Genomic DNA, 19,156 nt, shown 5'->3' on the forward strand with positions numbered 1-19,156 from the left:
TTATTGGGGATAAATGTTTTATTTTGCTGTAGGTAGCTAAATAAACAACTGGATATTTATATTTCTAGATTAGAAGAAGTTTAAAATTGCTCAGTTGTCTATGAGAGCAAAATTTAGTAAACAAGCTATGCAAACAATTACCGACATTGGCACGCTGATTGTCAGCACACCCGGAACCTGTGGTGGTCGCCCTCGGATTGCGGGACACCGGATTACGGTACATAATATTGCGATCGATTTCAACGCAGGCATGAAACCGGAAGAGATAGTTGTCCAAAGACCACAGCTAATGTTGGCACAAGTTTATGCAGCGCTAGCTTACTACTATGCTAACCAGGAAGTAATTGACACGGAGATTGCCGCAGAAATTGAAGAATACGACCGTTTGGAAGCTGAGTACACGGCGAAGAGACAGTGAGCCAAATTCGTTTGTATTTAGATGAGGACAGTGTTGAGAAGTCCCTAATCAAAGATTTCTGTAATGCAAACTTAGATGTTGTGACAGTGGCCGATGTGAGCAGGCAGAGCTATTCTGATGATGAGCAGCTAATTTGGGCAACAGAGCAAGGGCGTGTTATCTATAGCTACAACCGAAGAGACTTTTGCTGCTTACATAACGAGTTTTTAGCCACAGAAAGAAATCATGCTGGCATTATCTTGTTGCAGCAACAACGCTATTCCGTAGGGCAACAGTTACAAGGGTTGCTCAAGTTGATTGCTACTCGTTCGGCTGAGGAGATGGTAAACCGACTGGTGTTTTTGAGTGCTTATATTGATAAAAGCTTTTAGACCACTGTCAGCGTTTTAATTAATACTAGGTTTCATTGGTAAGACTGCTATCTTAATAAAGATATCCTCGAAGTAATCTTGTATGTCATCAGCTAATTGCAAAGCAACAACTAAATCTGGAGAAAAATGTAAGCTCAAAGCTAATTCTTTTGGATACTGTCATATACATGATACTGAAAAAATTGCTGAATACGAGGCGAAACAACATTTTTCTAAAATGTTCGCAGTTGAGGTTTCAGCCAAGACTTTTAGCCAACGACGAGGTTTGAAGCCAATTTCTGAGATTATCCAAATTGATAGTATGAATGATGCTCTACGTAATTCTCTTTGGAATGTATTAAGTGCACAGTTGTTTTTAGGATACTCAAAATCCGTATTTGTAACAGTTACATATTATGGTAAAAGTATAGAAAAATTTATTGAATATATGTGGGTAAAATATTTTAAGTTTCCTTTGGATAACTTGCCTGATAGTCGAATCTCATCTGTAAAAGTATTATTCAAATATTTTCAAAATTGCCAATGGAATGAAGTTTACGAATTTCTTGAGATCACTATAAACTATTTCAGATATCCGAAACTAGTAAAAGATATAAACTCTGTATTAGAAAGAGAACTGGCAGGTTATAGATTTGTCGGAGGTGTATTCATAGATATCACCAATGAGCAAGAAATTGAAATGCTTGAGCAAGCAGTAGATGATAATAATTTTCCTGCTGTATCCACCCATTTGAAGCGCTCCCTTGCTTTGATGAGCGATAAGGAAAATCCTGACTACAGAAACTCTATAAAAGAATCTATTTCCGCAGTTGAAAGTCTTGCAAAAGCTATTACTGGAAAACCAAAAGCAACTTTAGCAGATGCTCTGAAGGTTCTGGATGTTTCTCACAATTTACATCCCGCTTTAAAAAATTCATTCTTAATTCTGTATGGATATACAAGTGATGAGGGAGGTATCAGACATGCTATGTTGACTGAGCCTGATCTAACTATTGCTGATGCAAAGTTCTTTTTACTTTCATGTACGTCTTTCGTAAATTACCTGAAATCTAAGATTTAGAGTGCGATCGCTTTTTAATTAGATTTGGGAGATAATGAGCGATCGCCTTTGGCTGTCTACGCGATTGTCTTCGATACATTCAGCGATCGCAAGCAACAATAAAATTTATCAATAAAGTGTTGATAACGAAAGTGCCAAAATAACAAAAATTGGACAGCACAAAAGTTGTCTATCCATCGCTCTTAACGTTTTAAATACTTATTTAAATACTTAATATTAGTTAATTTTAGGGATAGTTGGCAGCAAAAAGTTTTAACAGAAGTTCCCAGACGATAAAATTTGCGGACGATATCTAAGATAGAGTGTGGTACGCGCAGTCGCAGTGGGTAAAACACGGGCAGATATAACCAGTAGTAAGCCTTTTTTAGGTCATTCCACTTTGAGCAAGCTTCTTGATGCAAGAAATCTGATATGTCTACGACTAATCCTCTGCCTTGGTACATCATGACATTACGCCCGTGGACATCATGAGGGTGGAGTCCACGACTTCGGGCATAGTCAAGGGCTTCATCGATGTCCTTTATTACCTGCTTGGGAATTAGTAAACCAAAGTGCATACAATCGTAGAGGGTTGTTCCATAAAGCCGTTTCAAGACTAAAAACTCATCCTTGGCGTAGAAACACTCAGAAAACGCTGGATGACAACCTAGACGATGGTAGACTTCTACTTCCTCTTCAAAGCCTGGCCTTCCTGGGGCATAAATCTTAACTACATAGTCAGGGGAATCGGGGTGATAAACTACTGCGGCGTAGTTTCCTTTGCCAAGCAGCCGCCAAGGTTGTGGAAGATAACTGACCTTAATTGGATTATGGGGATTGACACTTTCAATCTGTAATCTAGGCAGTAGTTCCTGATAAATGTTTTTGACTAACTGTTTTAGGGGCAATTTGTCCATATTAATTCCTTAGCCAATTTACGAGGTTTGGGAATAAGGTTGACTTGAGTGAATTACGACCTAAATGATTCCGTTGCAACTTGCCGTTAACAGTAGAGATGGCAATTTTTATCCACAACTCATTGCGATATTGATTTTTCGACCAACAATTCCGATTCTGCTTCACCTTCACCCAGGTTATCAGAATTAACAGATTTAGAAAAACCATCTGCTACATCTTTGATAAAACCAGCTACAGGTACGGCAACTAGCAAACCCAAGACTCCGCCAACATTGGTTCCTACAAGCAGAGCAATTAATACCCATATTGGTCTAATGCCAGTAAATTTGCCTAAAAGACGGGGTGCGATCGCCTGATCGATTAACTGATCGATAACAACAGCTACCGCAAAAACTTTAGCTGCTAGCCAAAAGTCATGTGACGCTATTATTAAAGTTATTAAAACCAGACTGACGACATCACCAAAGGGAATTAAGCTCAAAAGTCCAACTCCCAAACCAAAGAGTAAACCAAACTGGACTTGAAAAGCTAAAAACAATAATGTTATTGAAAAACCCATCAACAAAGCCAAACTTACCTGACCAATTAAGTAATTTTGAAAGTTTTGCTGAATAGACTGGCTTATCTGCTGGGCAAGATTTCCAGGTAACTTTTTAAATATCGCCTCCCAAATTCTTGGGCCATCTAACAACAAGTAAAAAGTTAGCACTACTGTGATTAACGCCTCAGAAATACTATCAATTGTATCTATAATAATGCTTAAAAGCTTATCTGAAATAAACTCTATCTCATTTGGCAGTTGGTCATTAATTTGTGCTAATAGCTGACTGAGATTCACATTTAATTTATGTTTAAAAAACCAATCATTGACACTCTGAAGTTTTTCTTCGCTAGAATCAATCCATTGGGGAAAGACTTTAACCATTTCATTAAATTGCTCTAAAACAATGGGCATTAAAGTGATACCCAGAGCCACAACAATTACCAATGCTAATATAAAAACTAATGCTACTGCATAGCCACGTTTAACTCTCCGTTGTTGGAGAATCGAAACAGGATAGTTTAAAACGAATGCAAGCAAGGTAGCCAAGACAAGAATTGTGACGACAGGTTGAAAGTTTTTCACCAGCAAAAATGCTAACCAACCATTGAGAAATACTAGAGGAAATAACAAGGTAAAAATTAACCATCTAAGTAATTGATTCAGTGAAAAATTCATAATTAATTTCAAAGCAAAAATTATTTTAGTTACTAGATTGAACCGAGTAATTAAATCTGCTCAACAGGAAGTAGACAAGAAAAATATTTCCAGATTCTCCACTTCCCATGATTGAAATGATTAACTTTCAGCGAAAGCTAAAAATTGTTCCTCATTTATTCGCCCTGCTTGATAGAGAGTATTAGTAATTTCCGAAATAGTTAAAACCGCATGGCTACGATAACCATTTTGCTGTAACCTATCTTTCACTCCTTGTTCGTGATCGATAAATACCACAATATCATTAACATTTAATCCAGCTGATTCCAACTTTCCTGCCCCTTCCATGACACTTTTGCCGCTAATGAGAATATCGTCAACCACTACAACTGTTTCACCAGCATGAAAGTTACCCTCAATTACTCTCCGAGTTCCGTGTGCTTTCACCTCTTTACGCGGGAAAATCATCGGACAATGAAGGCGCAAAGCTAAACCAGTCGCAGTAGGTAATGAACCATAGGGAATACCTGCTAATCTATCAAAATCCAGATTCTTCAAAATATTCTCATAAGCTGTGAGAACTTGATTAAAAACTTGGGGATTGGAAATAATTTTGCGTAAGTCGATGTAATAAGGAAATATCGCTCCTGATGCTTGGACAAAGCTGCCAAACATAATGCAGTCAATATCATAAAGTTGTAAAATCAAATCTTGGTGTGGGTGCTGATTTAGAAAACAAACATCAGGAAACCACACAGAACAAGTAGAATTTTCGTAAATAATTTCAGTTTTGATTTGATTGATTTCTGCACGTAGTGACTGGACTTCTTTTGATAATTCGATATTTACCAACATATCTTGAGGAACAGGAATCAGTAAACCATCACCATTACTATTCAAGCCAGCTTCTAAAATTTGTTTCAGGTTTTGAGCCTCCGCCCAGATGCTACGCGCCATAATAATTCGTTCGGGTGCAACTGCTCGAATAAGTGCTAAAACTTCAGGATTTGTAGTTCCCACTTCCAAACCCAATTGTTCTGGAGTTCCCCAGGTTTTTGATTCTTTTACTACCTGTAAATAAAGGGGTGATTCGTTTGTCGGATATTGCTGTAGAGCTTCTGCACCTGGATTAGAAGTACAGCATAAAATAAACACCGCTTTATCAGGATAGACTAAAAAAGGTGCTACGTGATCTTGTCCTGTATAAGGGCTGAGAGTGATTGCGTCCACTTGCCATTTGGTAAACACAGTCTGGGCAAAGATGCTACTAGTATTTAAGTCACTGTGTTTGGCATCTAAAATCACTGGGATATGGGCTGGAATAGCTGCTAAAGTTTTGTACAGTAGTTCTAAACCAGGAATACCTAATGCTTCGTAAAAGCCAAGTGTCGGTTTATAAGCACAAACGAAATCAGAAGTTTCCGCAATAATGAATTGTAACCACTTTTCCAAACCAGCAATCAGTTCTTCAGATTCATAACGCCCAGGCATCATCTCTGGATTTGGATCGAGTCCTACAAATAACAAGCTTTGATTTTGTAAGATATTTCTATTCAATTTATCAAAAAAGTTCATTTTTTTTAAAGAGTCATTTGTTATTTGTCATTGGTCACTTGTACTGAGTTTCGACTGCGCTCAACTACCGCGTAGTCATTGGCGCAGCCTCTCGTAGAGAAGTATTGGTCATTGGTCATTTGTTATTTGTCATTGGTCATTGGTCATTTGTCACTTGTACTGAGCGAAGCCGTTGGCGCAGCCTCTCGTAGAGAAGTATTGGTCATTAGTCATTGGTCATAGTTTAGTTAGTAAAACATTGATTCTGTTAATTCGGTTCCACCCGCCTTACGTCCTAATTGATAGTGAATTATTGCAAATAAGATAACCATCGGCACTGAGGCAAAGTGAACAATTCGCAATGCTTGCCAATCGCCAAAACAATCCACAATCCAGGAAAATTGAGCAGGTTTATACATTCCTATCCCTGTAAATAATGCCAGCAGCAAAATAGGAATAATTGCTGTATAAGCAATTCGATGCCAAGCATAAATTAGACGTTGGGAATTTTGAGTTTTTTGTAATGCTTTCAAGTCATTAGCACTGACAAAGCGATGTCGCCAGCGTCGGGTAATTAAAATGTAAATTCCATACCACAACAGGTTCAGCGAGAATAGCCACATTGCTGCAAAATGCCAGTGTCTACCTCCTGCAAGCCAACCTCCTAAAGTAAATATCAAAGGAATGTGCAAACCTGCGCGTCCACCAAAAACAGGGTTAGCGTTGTAAATTTGTAGTCCACTGGTGAGCATGATAAATAGACTAATGATGTTACACCAGTGGAAAATTTTGGCTCCTATTGCTTGAGTGGGTCGCTTTCGAGTTGGAGAGGGAACGTTGGAAGTCATAAATTTTGACTGATAAAATTTGTTGTTTATCTGTCTTAGGTAAATAGCCCAGCAAGTTTGGGTGAGTATTACTCACTTTTATTTTCCCATCATTTAGATTCAGTATTTTGGGATTAATGGTCTACCATCTGCTGTTTGATTACCAGTAGACCGATGTCAATCCAATACCTAAATCAGCAGCGCAGCAGTACAGGATTGCTCTTTTTTGGTGGAATGGGGTTTTCTGACGACCCTAGAGTTGTCAAACGATCGCATTTTGGCTGGCGAATGCGAGAGCGTTTTTTATCCAGTATGTATTAGACTTCTTGCATAAGTCGGGAAAAGGGGCAGGGGAAAGGGGAAAAGGTTCTGCAAAAGTCCCCTTCCCCTTTAACCTTTTCCCCCAAGAGTGCAAAAAGCACTTTTGCAAGAGGTCTATTGGTGATAAACGCGGTTTACTTTTTAGACATCATTTAAGATTAAAACATCAACAGGTATCAAACATCATTTAAGCAAGGAGAATAAGATGGCTAACACAGATAATCTCATCGATGTGAGAAATTTGGGTGTTGCGATCGCCGATCCCTTAATTGGTAGCACTACTCCAAAAACTCCTCAGATATTGGAAGTTACTGGTCAAGGAGAGGTCAATGTTGCTACCACTTTAACTGATGTAGAATTGGGGATTAAAGTACAAGGAAAAACTGCAACCGAAGTTCAACAACTTGTTGCTCAACGTTCAACAGCGGTAGTTGATGTACTGCAAAAGCTTGGGGCGCAAGAACTTCAAACTACATCTATTCAACTAAATCCTGTCTATAGTTATGAAAATAGTACTCAAACTCTAACAGGTTTTGAAGGCCTGAACACACTTGAGTTTGAGTTACCAACAAATCAATCTGGGGCAGCAATTGACAAAGCTATTCAAGCAGGCGCAAATGTCATACAGAATATCAGCTTCACTGCCTCAGATGAAGTATTGCAGCAGGCACGCCTGCAAGTTCTCAGCGAAGCTGTTAAAGATGCTAAAGCTCAGGCTCAGGCTGTTTTTAGTACCTTGCAGTTAACCCCCGGACAGATTATTGACATTGATATCAACTCAAATGACAATCCTAGACCATCTCCCTTCGTGTCTAATCTAACAGCAGATAGGGTTTCTACAACTCCTATAATTGGTGGTTCTCAGACGGTAAAAGCTAGTGTTTCTCTCGATATTGGTTATTCTCCAAATTCAGCAGTGATTCTCGATCTACCTCTTAATGGGTTGCAGCAATTTGCTTAATCAGGACTTATGCAAGTTTCACAAGCACGTGGCGGACTACACCGCGCCCAATACCGTTCGGTTAACGTGAGTTCGACGAGTGCTATTTTGACTTCTCCCCCAGCCCCTCTCCTACAAGGAGAGGGGAGCAAAAACCCTCCTTACTCGTTACTCTCCTTCGCCTTTTAGGAAAGAGAGGCTGTCTGGGAGAGGTTTGGTGAGGGGTTTTTAGAGCCGTCGAACTCACGTTAAAGTTATAGTTCTCAATTCTGTCCGTTTTATAAGTAAAAAGCACAGAGCAATTAAAGTTAATAGTATAAAAACATACAAAGCTGAGTAGATAAAAAAATTAGGTTGATTTATAAGCTTTTGAAGTAAGTGTGACATTGCTCGGTTGTGCCTCATCAGAATTTCTCCTACTAACTGCCTTCAGACTTTTTATAATTCCTTTAAACAATATTTCAGTAATCATCCAGATGACTTAAGACTACTAAACTAACAAAAATGGGATCAAAGTATAACAAGTCAGGCTATATAAAACTCTTATCGCCAAAATCTTCTTGAAATATGCCTTGTTAGAGTTCCTGTTTTAGTCTTCTTATGATCATCTTACTTACAAAATATGACTATTATCATAATTTGAGTAAGGATTACAAGCATCTTTGAAAAATGAATAAAGCTGCTATGTAGTCTATTCTGAATCGCATTATGCTGCCGCCTCACAGTCGAAAAATTCATTTTATGAACTGTCTTTAGTACACCAATATCGAGCATAAAAACTGAAATGGATAATCAACAATTGCGTGTCGATTCTAACCAAATTATTGTCTTCATTGATTCTGCTATAGAAAATTCCCAACACCTAATTAAAGGTGTAATACCACAAGCAGAAGTAATTGTCCTCACTTCCCAGCAGGATGGTGTTGAGCAAATCACCGCAGCTTTACAAGGACAAGTTCGCTTCACTAGCGTTCACATTGTTTCTCACGGTGCCCCAGGAACTCTTTATCTGGGAAACACAAAGCTGAGTCTTAGCACTCTGGATCGCTACTCCGAACACCTGAAGGCTTGGTTCACCCCATCCCTGTTTCTTTACGGCTGTAATGTGGCCATGGGTGATGCAGGAGAGGAATTCCTTACAAAACTTCACTACTTTACAGGTGCAGCGATCGCTGCATCTACAACACCAATTGGAAATGCAGCACTTAATGGAAACTGGGAACTAGACAAAAATTTAGGAGCAGTAGAATTTTGTCCAGCATTTCTTCCATCTGTAATGGAAAGTTATCCTACAGTGTTTGAACAGTCTAACCCTATAGTGGTGGGCAATACCAGTTATTTTACCACCTACGACAATATCAATGGCACAGAACTGTGGAGAATTGATGCCAACACTGGCAATCCGGTACTAGTCGCAGACATTAATCCCGGTAGTGCCTCCTCAAATCCCAGCAATTTCACTGTTCTAGGTAATAGCCTCTACTTTACCGCCAACAATGGTTACAATGGCACAGAACTGTGGAAAATTGATGCCAATGGCTATCCACAACAGGTACAAGACATTAATCCCGGTAGTGCCTCCTCCAATCCCCGCAACTTCACAGTCGTAAATAACATTCTCTACTTTGTCGCCACAGATAATTACAATGTCAGCCAGTTGTGGAAAATAGACCAAAATGGCTATCCACAGCCCTTAAGTGTTCCTGGTGGTCTGCCCAATAACAGCAACATCACAGTACTAAACAATCGGCTCTACTTCACTGCATCGGAGGGGATGAATGGCACTGAACTGTGGACGATTGACCCTAACAATGGCAATCCGATCAACCTCAACATTAATCCCGGTAGTGCCTCCTCAAATCCCAGCAATTTCACTGTTCTAGGTAATAGCCTCTACTTTACCGCCAACAATGGTTACAATGGCACAGAACTGTGGAAAATTGATGCCAATGGCTATCCACAACAGGTACAAGACATTAATCCCGGTAGTGCCTCCTCCAATCCCCGCAACTTCACAGTCGTAAATAACATTCTCTACTTTGTCGCCACAGATAATTACAATGTCAGCCAGTTGTGGAAAATAAACCAAAATGGCTATCCACAGCCCTTAAGTGTTCCTGGTGGTCTGTCCAATACCAGCAACTTCACAACTCTAGGAGATAGCCTTTACTTCACTGCATCGGAAGAGATGAATGGCACTGAACTGTGGATGATGAACTCCACGACTGGCAACCCCATCAACCTCAACATTAATTACCAGAATGGTGCTTCTAATCCCAATAATTTCACAGTTGTGGGTAATAGCCTCTACTTTACTGCCAATGATGGTTACAGTGGGACAGAGTTGTGGAGAATTGTTGCTAATAGCTATCCGCAACAGGTAAAAGACATTAATCCTGGGATTGGCTCTTCCAATCCTCATAATCTGACAGTGATAGATAACACTCTTAACTTTATTGCTGATGACGGTATAAATGGTACACAAATGTGGAGAATTGATCCTAATACTGGTACTCCGAACACTTTGGGTATTTAACTTCCCAGAAAATACTTCAGCCTCCAAGAATGGTTTTCCAGCCTCCAGGCTGGGAACCAGTTGGGTTGGGGCAAGGGCTGTATCTTAACTTAGTGCCATTCGTTCATTACCTAAAAGTTGGCGTGTTTTCTAATCGCGGCATAGTGTCTTGCTGTTGTATTCATCTCAATCACCAACTCTGTCCCTCGATCTAATTGAGAATTACACTTAAGTTTACCTTGATGTTTTTCAACGATAATTTGGCGACTAATTGATAACCCTAGTCCTTGACTTTTGTCTACTGGCTTGGTTGTAAAAAACGGTTCAAATATATGTCTTTGGATATGGGGAAGCATACCTTTGCCATTGTCAAAAATGCGAATTATAACTTTGTGTTTTTTACCTAGTAGTTTGTCCTTTACCCAAGGTTCATTATTGTTGACCAATGATAAATGGCTGCTAACAACTTCTGTATGAATCAAAATTTTTGGAGTAAAAGAATAATGGTGCTTCATCTTCTCTTCTAAAGCATCAATTGCATTAGTCAAGATGTTCATGAATACCTGATTTAGTTCACCAGGGTAACACTCAATTAAGGGTAATTTCCCAAAGGTTTTAATTACTTTAATTTCTGCTCTATCAGGTTTTTCTTTGAGACGATGTTGTAAAATCCTGAGAACACTATCAAATCCTTGATGTATGTCAACCTTTTGCATTTGACCTTCGTCAGAGGTAGAAAAATTTTGCAAGGCGAAAACAATATCTTTCACGCGCTCAGAACAGGCTCGCATTGACCACAGTAATTTGAAAAATTCTGTCTTCACGAAACCAAGGTCAAGGTGTTGCAAATGTAAGGCAATAACTGGAGTAGGCGTGGGATAGTAATATTGGTAAAGTTCAATAATTCTGATTAAATCTTCAGCGTATTTACTAGCAGGATGGAGATTGCCGGAGATAAAGCTAACGGGGTTGTTAATTTCGTTAGCCATATCCGCCACCAGTTGACCGAGATTAGCCATTTTCTGGTTCTGCAATAACTGCTTTTGGGTATATTTGAGTTCATCAAGAGTAGTTTCTAGCTGCTGTGATTTTTCCTTAACTTGGTCTTCGGTAGACTGGTGTTGAGCAATTTCTCTTTGGAGTTGTTCAAATAGTTGGTATTGTTGAGTAGCGATAGCTTTATCTTGATTAATATCCTTGTGCGTTCCCACCATCCGCACTGGTTTACCGAATTTATCCCACTGAAATACTTTGCCACAAGTCAAAATCCACTTCCACTCCCCGGATTTAGTCAACATTCGCAATTCGACTTCAAACACAGGTATGCATCCTTGCAGATAATCGTGCAATACCTGGCGAATTCTTGGTAAATCTTGTGGATGTACCAGTTGTTCAAAGGATTTATAATCGTTGTCGATTTCGTCTACTTTATATCCCAGGATGCTTTTCCATTGGGAATCGTAATAGGTTTTGTCAGTTACCAGATTCCAATCCCACAACCCCAAGCCATTAGCGATTAATGCCATTTGTAAGGCGGCTTGTGAGCATTGGCAAGGATCTAAATTTTCTAGAGATAAGTCTTTGGTTTCTGGGAAACTCTGAGAATCTTGTACTGAAAGTAGAGCTTCTGATTCATGAGTAGCGGGTTCTTGGATATGCATAGCTGCTGGTACGATGAGGAAGATATTCTGTAGCTTTCTCTCTACGCTGTTTTAGCACCCTGACGATTCAGTTATGGACAAATCGCCTAGTTGGTTTATTAGGCTGTAACTTAGGTCAGGGATATATCAGCCGATATCATCAATTGAAATGGAATTTAGAAGAATGTAACCTCTGTTGCGATCGCAATAGCAATATTTTAGAAAAAATCGCTACATTGTTGTGCATCTACATTCTAAGATATGTCTAAAAAAAGTAGTTCAAGTCACATATAATTACCTAAAAATCCCGAAAAAGTTGTAAAAAAAATTCTATGATTGAATCACGCTAAATAATTTCAAGATGCAAAAAATTGTCAAGGCTTTTTTGTAGCTTTTTGAGTCAGGTCTGGCTGCTATGCATACAAGGCAGGCGACATTGACTTCTAAAGCTTAATGGTGTGAGAAAAGATCGTGCTGAATTAGACTCAATGAGTAATGACTATAGATGAACTAGTATTGCTACTAAAAGCCAGTCAAGCAACCGGTTTAACGACGCTCCAAGAATTGATATTACGTTCTTCGTGGGAAGGAGAAACCTACGCCAATATAGCTATTGAAGCGCACTACGGCGAGGAACGTGTTAAGAAAATTGCCGCTCATTTATGGCAAGTACTGAGTAATTTTTACAAAGAACCAATAGATAAATCCAACTTTCGCCAGACTCTAGAAAATCACCCTTTTAGCGAAGCACATCAGCAGTTAATTAAGGAATTCAACCGAGCCGCCACAGCGATATCCTTAGAATTTCCTAGTGATCCAGTATCTCTTAATTCCAGATTTTACATTCCTCGTTTGCCAATTGAAGAACTCGCTTACGCAGAAATGGCTGAACCTGGGAGTGTAATTTGCATCAAAGCACCCAAAAAGATGGGGAAAAGCTCTCTGATTCTCCGGTTGCTTGCACGCGCTAACAAGCAAGGCTTTCGCACCGTAACTTTGGACTTTCAGCAAGCAGACAAAGCAGTATTTGCCAGTTTGGATAAATTTTTACGCTGGTTCTGTGCCAATGTTAGTCGGGAGTTACAGCTAGAACCAAAACTCAATGATTATTGGGATGAAGATATGGGTAGCAAAGTCAGCTGCTCTATCTATTTCCAAAAATATTTACTGCCTGCGCTCTCAAGTCCCTTGGTTTTAGTATTAAATGAGGTGGATTGGCTATTTGAGTATCAGGAAATTGCTGGAGAGTTGCTACCATTAGTGCGATCGTGGCATGAACAAGCCAAAAGGGTAGAAATTTGGCAAAAACTGCGTCTGGTTCTGGTTTATTCAACAGAAATTCTTGTTCCCATAAAACTCACTCAACCACCATTTAATATTGGTTTGACAATTAATTTACCTCCCTTTACGAAAGAGCAAGTGCAGGATTTAGCACAACGTCACGGCTTGGATTGGACAGATGGTAAAGATGCCGATAGTTTAATGGCAATGGTGGGAGGAAATCCTTATTTGGTGCGATTGGCATTGTATCATCTTGTAGGTAAAGGTGGATTAAAAGGAGATTTAGGGCAGTTATTGCAACAAGCACCTACAGAAGCCGGAATCTATAACCAGTGTCTAAGGCAATATGTATTAGCACTTCAAGATGAACCAGAATTAGGAGATGCTTTTTATGAAGTGATTAATACTACAAATTATGTGAAATTAGAGCCAAGCTTGGCATATAAATTACAAAGTATAGGGCTAATTAATTTAGAAGGCGATCGCAGTACTCCTGCGTGTGAATTATATCGGTTATATTTCCAACAATATCTCAAAAAAAGTGAGCATTTCAATAATACTCATGTTGAACAATTGAAATAAGAAAATCAACAGTTATCAGTCCTTTATAGTTTAGATGAACTAACTTAATTAGTTAATTACTGCTACTTTGAAAGCTACCTGCAAATTGAGGGGCAAAATTTTGCTCGTCAAAACACTCCAATATCACTGATTTTTTGCGATATAAAAAAGAATTCAGCTATTCGGAATTCAGGAGCGGAGCCGGAGACGCTCTGCCTCCGGTCAGAATGAAGACGCTCGATGACTCGCTAACGCTTCGCTATCAGTGGGGGATTCAGACCCGCCGCTGTTTTGTTTAACACTAAATATGCAGATTGAGTAGAGGTGTTAAACCCCTGAATTCATCCAGTAATCGCACAAAATTCATTCTGAATTCTGACTTCTGACCCCTTTATTCTGTTTTACTAAAAATAGTAACTGATAAGACTTTTTTTGTCGATGAAATTTCCATTACTAGCTTGGGAATAATAAATCATGCATGAGATAAACTTGCAATTAATCTCAGCATATTAGGTGTGTTTACTATCGACAAATAAAGGAACAACTTGTTAATGAAAGTGAGTTCATTAGGAATTAAGTTAGGTCTTGCAGCTGTTAGCAGTAGTTGTCTTGCAGCAGTAGCGATCGCTATGAGTGGGGCAAGCGCAATTGCTGCTCAATTCATCACAATTGAAAGCACTGGTACCTTATCAGGAACTATCGAACTGCCCAGAAATAATCCTAATTTCAATAACAGTATTACTCGTATTGATACGGATGATACTGGAACTTATTACCGGAACTTAGGTACTAATAATAATCCTAATTATGTTCCTGTATATCAATCAGACTATTTACAGGTAGAAACACGCTCCGATGGAAGTCTGCATCATTTTGTTGACTTTAAAGGTATTCCAATTGTCTCGTTTGATGGTGTTCTGACATCACCTGTTCTTTCTGGTGGTCAATTGACTACCTTTCTTTACCAGGGACAATTGCCAGGAACCACATTTCAAGGAGTAGTTCAAGATGAATTTAATCTTACAAAAGCTTTCTACACTGGTACTGTCACCGACCCAAACACCGGAAAGAAGTATCAAGGTACTTTTGAAGTGAGTGGATATGGGGAGCGATATAGTAATCCCAATGGTAATTTAACTCCCACGGTCTTTGATTTCAAGTCTGATATCCCAGGTTTACCAGGTGTAACATCTTTGACCATAACTAACGCTAGTTTGGCAAATTTAAGAATCATAGTACCTATAAATGAAACTTCTATTCCAGAACCCGCTAGCCTTCTCGGAACTCTGATGGTAGCTAGTTTTGGTATCGTTCTGAAAAGAAGAAAAGACAGCGGACTTAGGAAGACGTTTTAAAACTAAAAGCCTGTTGTAAAAAAGCTCACAAGGCTGAAGCTGAATTGTAAAAATCAGTGCCTTGTGAGCAAATAATCTCAGACAATAAGGACTTTAATCCTTATTACTAACTTATTTATCTATCAATTTAAAATAAGCCGGACTTTTGCAAATCCGGCTGAGTTTAATCATTCATCTATACGCAGTAGCTTGCGATAAAACGGTTGCGAAAAATCGGTTATACGATAACGTTTATAGTTATCCATAAGTTCAATTAAAAAATTAATAAACTCGAAACTAGCCATCATCAGTTCATAACTCAGGTCAGCATTGCCATCAAACTGAATTCGGCAACGGGTTAAGTCTGAGGGTAAAGTAGCAACATTCCAAGAGGCGACAAAGGGGACATGTTCGCTGGCTTCAATTTTCCGATGTCCCTCCAAGACCCCTTTTTGATAAAGACTGATGGCATAGGGTAAGAAATTGCGCCTAGCACCCTGAACATAAGGTAAGTAAACACTCGCTTGTTGTTGAGTTGCAGGCTGGAGTTGCTCAATAGACATAGTTAAATATTCCTCAAGTTAGTTAGCAACTGGGGATATTAGTGGATGTTAGTAGTATTCCCCAAAGATGTGTCTAAAGCACATAGTGGTCAGTGAAGAAGGGAATAGGGTACAGGTTACAGGGTACAGATTATTCCCTATCACCTGTCACCTGTCAGCTCTCTAATCCCAATACCAATGCCCCATGCCTAATAAATGAAGTTACTACTAAGAAATATTAAAATTTCGGTTACAATGATGCTGCATTAACTGTTATCGAATCTGGGAACGGTAACACTAAAAATCCCTACTGTACAGTGGTGGATGCCGTTATTGCAGTTTTTCCCAACAAAAAGCTGCTGCTACCTTGCTATTACTTTACCCAAACCGGAGTTCTCATTAGAGAAAGTCCGACTCTACAAGCTTCCTGCCGAAGTGGCTATTAAAGGAATCAAGCTTCTGTCTAAGAGTAGCAAACGCGGTTAATATGAGGTAATTACGCACAGTGGCGGTGACAACAAATGTAGTCCCAGCGGCTTTTGGCTTAGGGATAGCGGGTATTGCAGTTTGCCCATTCCGATTAATATCGGGAAAAGTAGCTTAGGGATATTTGTCCGTAAAATTACTAACTGTAGACAAATAGTGGTTTTTGAATCAAGCAACCTAACCTATGCCAGCGAATTCCTGGCCCGAAGAAGATTCTTATCAAGAGCTCGATCCGCTCAACTCCTTGTTATCTGACCTATCAGTAGATGAGGAGTCAGTGTTAGAGACAGATTCTATGTCTCTACCATCCCGGTTTCAAGGTCGTAGAGGCAAAGCAGCTCTAGTCTTGACTATCGTCTGGAGTGGCACGATCGCTCTACATTTAGTTTCTTGGGCTTCCATTTTTATTCTAGGACTGACCACCATTCTAGGATTTCATGCTTTGGTGGTGGTGTTTACCAAATCCCGTCGCTATCCAAAAGAAATGCAGGGAGATTTACCTTCTGTTTCGGTGCTAGTGGCTGCGAAAAATGAGGAAGCGGTAATTGCTAAATTAGTCAAAAATCTTTGTAATCTGGAATATCCAGGTGGGGAGTACGAAATTTGGATAATTGACGATCGCAGCAGTGATAGCACGCCACATTTATTAGCGGAACTCGCACAGAAACACGACCAGCTAAAAGTACTAAGGCGTTCAGCAGAAGCTACTGGTGGCAAATCGGGAGCGTTGAATCAGGTATTGCCGCTGACAAAGGGCGACATTATAGCAGTATTTGATGCTGATGCCCAAGTAACACCAGACTTACTGCAACAGGTAATACCTTTATTTCAAAGAGAAAACGTGGGGGCGGTGCAGGTGCGAAAAGCGATCGCCAACGCTAAAGCAAACTTTTGGACTAAGGGTCAAATGGCCGAAATGGCCCTTGATACTTGGTTTCAGCAACAGCGGACTGCCCTTGGTGGCATTGGCGAGCTGCGGGGCAATGGTCAATTTGTCCGGCGTTCCGCCTTGGAAAGCTGCGGTGGCTGGAATGAAGAAACCATTACCGATGATTTGGATTTGACAATCCGTTTACATTTGGATAAATGGGATATTGAGTGTGTTTTCCATCCAGCGGTGCAAGAAGAAGGAGTGACAAATGCAGTTTCACTTTGGCATCAGCGCAACCGTTGGGCAGAAGGCGGTTATCAGCGCTATTTAGATTATTGGGATTTAATTCTCAAAAACCGGATGGGATGGCGTAAAAGCTGGGATTTGCTGATTTTTATGCTGATTATGTATATCTTGCCGACAGCAGCAGTCCCAGATTTATTAATGGCGATCGCTCGTCATCGTCCACCAATGTTAAGTCCGATCACAGGCTTGTCCATTTCTATGTCGATGGTAGGGATGTTTACAGGTCTGAAGCGGGTACGTCAAGATCAAAAATTCCCACTTTCTACATATCTTACGATGCTGGTGCAAACCCTGCGTGGCAGTTTATATATGTTGCACTGGTTAGTCGTCATGAGCAGCACTACTGCTCGGATGTCGGTAAGACCAAAGCGCCTGAAATGGGTGAAAACCTTGCATACGGGGAATGAGGAATAGCCCCTTTGGGGAATTAAAAATTAAAAATTAAAAATGCAAAATTACCAAAAATAATTTTGTATTTTTTTTAGGAACTGACAAAAATAATTATCCAAAATTAATTTGGGACTTCCAAAGAATAAATTGTCCCAAAAATTAATCTTTTGGCAGTTACTCAATAATGATAATCATTATTAAGGGGAAGAGAGCGGCAGCCGTCGGCTGCCGCTCTCTTCCCCCCTTTGTAAGCATGAAAAAATCTACACTCGCACGAGCAAGCCGCAAAGTGAAGTTATGTTTATTTAAGACTATAAAGCTGTAAATTACTATTTATAACTTACGTTTTGGCAAAATTAATATCAATAAACCAATTACCCAGATTGGGAAAAAATTCGTTTTGAGAATGAGTCAAACGCTCAATTTGTTTCTCAATTTCCGACATAGCTTTTTTTGTGAGTTTCACTCCGGTGGCGTAAGTTTGAGTAACTAACTTAACAATTGGATGTTTACCCTTCCATGTCATACTAGCAGCCAAGTTTAAAGCCGTTTCTATTTCATCTAAGATGCTGCCGTTCCAATGATTTTCTAATACTGCCCATGTTCTTTCTATGGGATTATATTTGCTATGGTAAGGCGGATAGTAAGCTAAACGTATATTCAATGAGTATTTCTGGGCAAACTCTACTATACGTTTCATAAACTGGGTGCGTCGAGAACTATTCTCTGGCCCATTATCTTGATTGAGCAGTAATGTTTCAACGTGAGAAAAACGATGTTTCTCACTCATCCAAAAATCCTCTAAAATATCAACTATAAAATCGCTTGTAACTTTCGATTCCGTAAAATATAAAAAAAGTTCATCAAGCTCTGGAAGGAATATCCCATAAGGAGTTACGGTTGTTTTAGGATGATAATCATGGTCATCAGCTTCGACCTTAGCCCGGCTTTTACCTCCTCGGTCAAATGAGCTAATTTTGACGCGAGCTTTTCCATCCAGCGACAGACGCAAGACACTTCCGTCAGAAGATGCATTTTGATTTACTATATCTAGTTGCTCAAAGATTGCGTCGGTTTGGGGAATTTTTTTTGAGGTTGAACTTTAGCTACTCGTCTCAAGTTATAGCCTAAGAGGTTCAGTTTCAGACGAATCGTTTCTGACGTAGGTAAATCTTCATTCCTATAATCATACTTTTCTATTAATTGCTTTCTCACTTCGGTAGCACAGAGACGAGTATATAGTCTTTGACTTTTAAAAGTTGGGTCTGTCTGGCTTTGGGAATCTACTAAATTTTTGATATCTTCTAGGAGATTTGGTAAATGTAATTCTGCTTTATAGCGACCTTTTGCGCTCATATTGTCAATACAGGTAACACCACTAGTTAATTCTTTCATCCCTTTACGGATAGTACCTCGATTCCATCCTAATTCCGATTCTGCAAGTCTCTGTCCACCTACACCCAAACCTTGGACTGTTGACGCTATAAACTTACGTTTTGCAGCACCTTTTAATTGAGATGCTGTTTGTTTTAATAGTTGTTTCAGTGAAGAAGTTAATACTATAGACACCTCTGCTGCACCCAAAAATTCATCATTACTGAATTTACTACAAAAAGGAGGGGAGAAAGCGGCAGCCATCGGCTG

At 39.5% G+C, this 19,156-nt stretch carries 16 protein-coding genes; 9 read left to right on the top strand and 7 right to left on the bottom strand.

Going from position 1 to position 19,156, the window contains the following annotated elements; genetic code table 11:
* Window positions 1-100: 100 nt before the first annotated feature.
* From NSTC731_RS28360 to NSTC731_RS28370, 3 genes are all read left to right on the top strand, one after another.
* Window positions 101-418: a DUF433 domain-containing protein gene (locus NSTC731_RS28360; RefSeq protein ID WP_317616110.1), complete on the top strand. Its 318-nt coding sequence runs from the start codon at window positions 101-103 to the stop codon at window positions 416-418.
* Window positions 415-789, top strand: a complete 375-nt coding sequence (locus NSTC731_RS28365) for a DUF5615 family PIN-like protein (protein WP_445627866.1) — start codon at window positions 415-417, stop codon at window positions 787-789. The genes NSTC731_RS28360 and NSTC731_RS28365 overlap by 4 nt, the downstream gene beginning before the upstream one ends.
* A gap of 82 nt (window positions 790-871) precedes the next feature.
* Entirely contained in the window at window positions 872-1,849 is a 978-nt protein-coding gene (locus NSTC731_RS28370; RefSeq protein WP_445627867.1) for an AbiJ-NTD4 domain-containing protein, read from the top strand.
* A gap of 182 nt (window positions 1,850-2,031) precedes the next feature.
* Here the strand turns inward: NSTC731_RS28370 and NSTC731_RS28375 are convergent, their stop codons facing one another.
* From NSTC731_RS28375 to NSTC731_RS28390, 4 genes are all read right to left on the bottom strand, one after another.
* Window positions 2,032-2,745 (bottom strand): serine/threonine protein kinase, encoded by a 714-nt coding sequence (locus tag NSTC731_RS28375; RefSeq protein ID WP_445627868.1) that lies wholly within the window; start codon window positions 2,743-2,745, stop codon window positions 2,032-2,034.
* A gap of 119 nt (window positions 2,746-2,864) precedes the next feature.
* On the bottom strand, window positions 2,865-3,965 hold the full coding sequence (locus tag NSTC731_RS28380; RefSeq protein WP_445627869.1) for an AI-2E family transporter: 1,101 nt from the start codon (window positions 3,963-3,965) through the stop codon (window positions 2,865-2,867).
* A 120-nt stretch (window positions 3,966-4,085) separates the two neighbouring features.
* The gene (locus NSTC731_RS28385) at window positions 4,086-5,519 is read right to left on the bottom strand and encodes a bifunctional orotidine-5'-phosphate decarboxylase/orotate phosphoribosyltransferase (protein WP_445627870.1); all 1,434 of its coding nucleotides are present in this window, start codon (window positions 5,517-5,519) and stop codon (window positions 4,086-4,088) included.
* A 227-nt stretch (window positions 5,520-5,746) separates the two neighbouring features.
* Window positions 5,747-6,346 (bottom strand): cytochrome b/b6 domain-containing protein, encoded by a 600-nt coding sequence (locus tag NSTC731_RS28390; protein ID WP_445627871.1) that lies wholly within the window; start codon window positions 6,344-6,346, stop codon window positions 5,747-5,749.
* Between the two features lie 153 nt (window positions 6,347-6,499).
* Between NSTC731_RS28390 and NSTC731_RS28395 the strand changes: the two genes are divergently transcribed.
* From NSTC731_RS28395 to NSTC731_RS28405, 3 genes are all read left to right on the top strand, one after another.
* A complete protein-coding gene (locus NSTC731_RS28395) occupies window positions 6,500-6,646 on the top strand; it encodes a hypothetical protein (RefSeq protein ID WP_445627872.1) in 147 nt (48 codons plus the stop codon).
* Window positions 6,647-6,851: 205 nt separating this feature from the next.
* A complete protein-coding gene (locus NSTC731_RS28400) occupies window positions 6,852-7,607 on the top strand; it encodes an SIMPL domain-containing protein (protein ID WP_445627873.1) in 756 nt (251 codons plus the stop codon).
* Window positions 7,608-8,370: 763 nt separating this feature from the next.
* Window positions 8,371-10,122 (top strand): DUF4347 domain-containing protein, encoded by a 1,752-nt coding sequence (locus NSTC731_RS28405; protein WP_445627874.1) that lies wholly within the window; start codon window positions 8,371-8,373, stop codon window positions 10,120-10,122.
* Between the two features lie 110 nt (window positions 10,123-10,232).
* Here NSTC731_RS28405 and NSTC731_RS28410 read toward each other — a convergent pair whose 3' ends face one another.
* The gene (locus tag NSTC731_RS28410; protein WP_445627875.1) at window positions 10,233-11,762 is read right to left on the bottom strand and encodes a PAS domain-containing protein; all 1,530 of its coding nucleotides are present in this window, start codon (window positions 11,760-11,762) and stop codon (window positions 10,233-10,235) included.
* A 474-nt stretch (window positions 11,763-12,236) separates the two neighbouring features.
* Between NSTC731_RS28410 and NSTC731_RS28415 the strand changes: the two genes are divergently transcribed.
* Window positions 12,237-13,604, top strand: coding sequence for an AAA-like domain-containing protein (locus tag NSTC731_RS28415; RefSeq protein WP_445627876.1), 1,368 nt, complete (start codon window positions 12,237-12,239; stop codon window positions 13,602-13,604).
* 530 nt (window positions 13,605-14,134) lie between these two features.
* Window positions 14,135-14,938 (top strand): PEP-CTERM sorting domain-containing protein, encoded by an 804-nt coding sequence (locus NSTC731_RS28420; RefSeq protein WP_445627877.1) that lies wholly within the window; start codon window positions 14,135-14,137, stop codon window positions 14,936-14,938.
* Between the two features lie 167 nt (window positions 14,939-15,105).
* On the opposite strand, the gene ebsA is transcribed toward NSTC731_RS28420, so the two are convergent.
* The gene (ebsA, locus tag NSTC731_RS28425) at window positions 15,106-15,480 is read right to left on the bottom strand and encodes a type IV pilus biogenesis protein EbsA (protein WP_322688958.1); all 375 of its coding nucleotides are present in this window, start codon (window positions 15,478-15,480) and stop codon (window positions 15,106-15,108) included.
* 649 nt (window positions 15,481-16,129) lie between these two features.
* Between ebsA and NSTC731_RS28430 the strand changes: the two genes are divergently transcribed.
* A complete protein-coding gene (locus NSTC731_RS28430; RefSeq protein WP_445627878.1) occupies window positions 16,130-17,536 on the top strand; it encodes a glycosyltransferase in 1,407 nt (468 codons plus the stop codon).
* Window positions 17,537-17,852: 316 nt separating this feature from the next.
* On the opposite strand, the gene NSTC731_RS28435 is transcribed toward NSTC731_RS28430, so the two are convergent.
* Window positions 17,853-19,075 (bottom strand): ISAzo13 family transposase gene (locus tag NSTC731_RS28435; RefSeq protein ID WP_445632172.1). Its coding sequence is split into 2 segments (ribosomal slippage): window positions 17,853-18,595 and window positions 18,595-19,075, totalling 1,224 coding nucleotides; the frame shifts between segments, so codons are not numbered across the junction.
* Between the last annotated feature and the right edge of the window lie 81 nt (window positions 19,076-19,156).

Source organism: Nostoc sp. DSM 114167, assembly GCF_052692655.1.

Excerpts from the sequence above, each read along its gene's own strand:
- NSTC731_RS28410 (WP_445627875.1), bottom strand. The coding sequence starts at position 11,762 with ATGCATATCCAAGAACCCGCTACTCATGAATCAGAAGCTCTACTTTCA.
- NSTC731_RS28400 (WP_445627873.1), top strand. The coding sequence starts at position 6,852 with ATGGCTAACACAGATAATCTCATCGATGTGAGAAATTTGGGTGTTGCG.
- NSTC731_RS28370 (WP_445627867.1), top strand. The coding sequence starts at position 872 with ATGTCATCAGCTAATTGCAAAGCAACAACTAAATCTGGAGAAAAATGT.
- NSTC731_RS28420 (WP_445627877.1), top strand. The coding sequence starts at position 14,135 with ATGAAAGTGAGTTCATTAGGAATTAAGTTAGGTCTTGCAGCTGTTAGC.
- NSTC731_RS28385 (WP_445627870.1), bottom strand. The coding sequence starts at position 5,519 with ATGAACTTTTTTGATAAATTGAATAGAAATATCTTACAAAATCAAAGC.
- NSTC731_RS28390 (WP_445627871.1), bottom strand. The coding sequence starts at position 6,346 with ATGACTTCCAACGTTCCCTCTCCAACTCGAAAGCGACCCACTCAAGCA.
- NSTC731_RS28415 (WP_445627876.1), top strand. The coding sequence starts at position 12,237 with ATGACTATAGATGAACTAGTATTGCTACTAAAAGCCAGTCAAGCAACC.
- NSTC731_RS28405 (WP_445627874.1), top strand. The coding sequence starts at position 8,371 with ATGGATAATCAACAATTGCGTGTCGATTCTAACCAAATTATTGTCTTC.
- NSTC731_RS28375 (WP_445627868.1), bottom strand. The coding sequence starts at position 2,745 with ATGGACAAATTGCCCCTAAAACAGTTAGTCAAAAACATTTATCAGGAA.
- NSTC731_RS28360 (WP_317616110.1), top strand. The coding sequence starts at position 101 with ATGAGAGCAAAATTTAGTAAACAAGCTATGCAAACAATTACCGACATT.
- NSTC731_RS28395 (WP_445627872.1), top strand. The coding sequence starts at position 6,500 with ATGTCAATCCAATACCTAAATCAGCAGCGCAGCAGTACAGGATTGCTC.
- ebsA (WP_322688958.1), bottom strand. The coding sequence starts at position 15,480 with ATGTCTATTGAGCAACTCCAGCCTGCAACTCAACAACAAGCGAGTGTT.
- NSTC731_RS28430 (WP_445627878.1), top strand. The coding sequence starts at position 16,130 with ATGCCAGCGAATTCCTGGCCCGAAGAAGATTCTTATCAAGAGCTCGAT.
- NSTC731_RS28380 (WP_445627869.1), bottom strand. The coding sequence starts at position 3,965 with ATGAATTTTTCACTGAATCAATTACTTAGATGGTTAATTTTTACCTTG.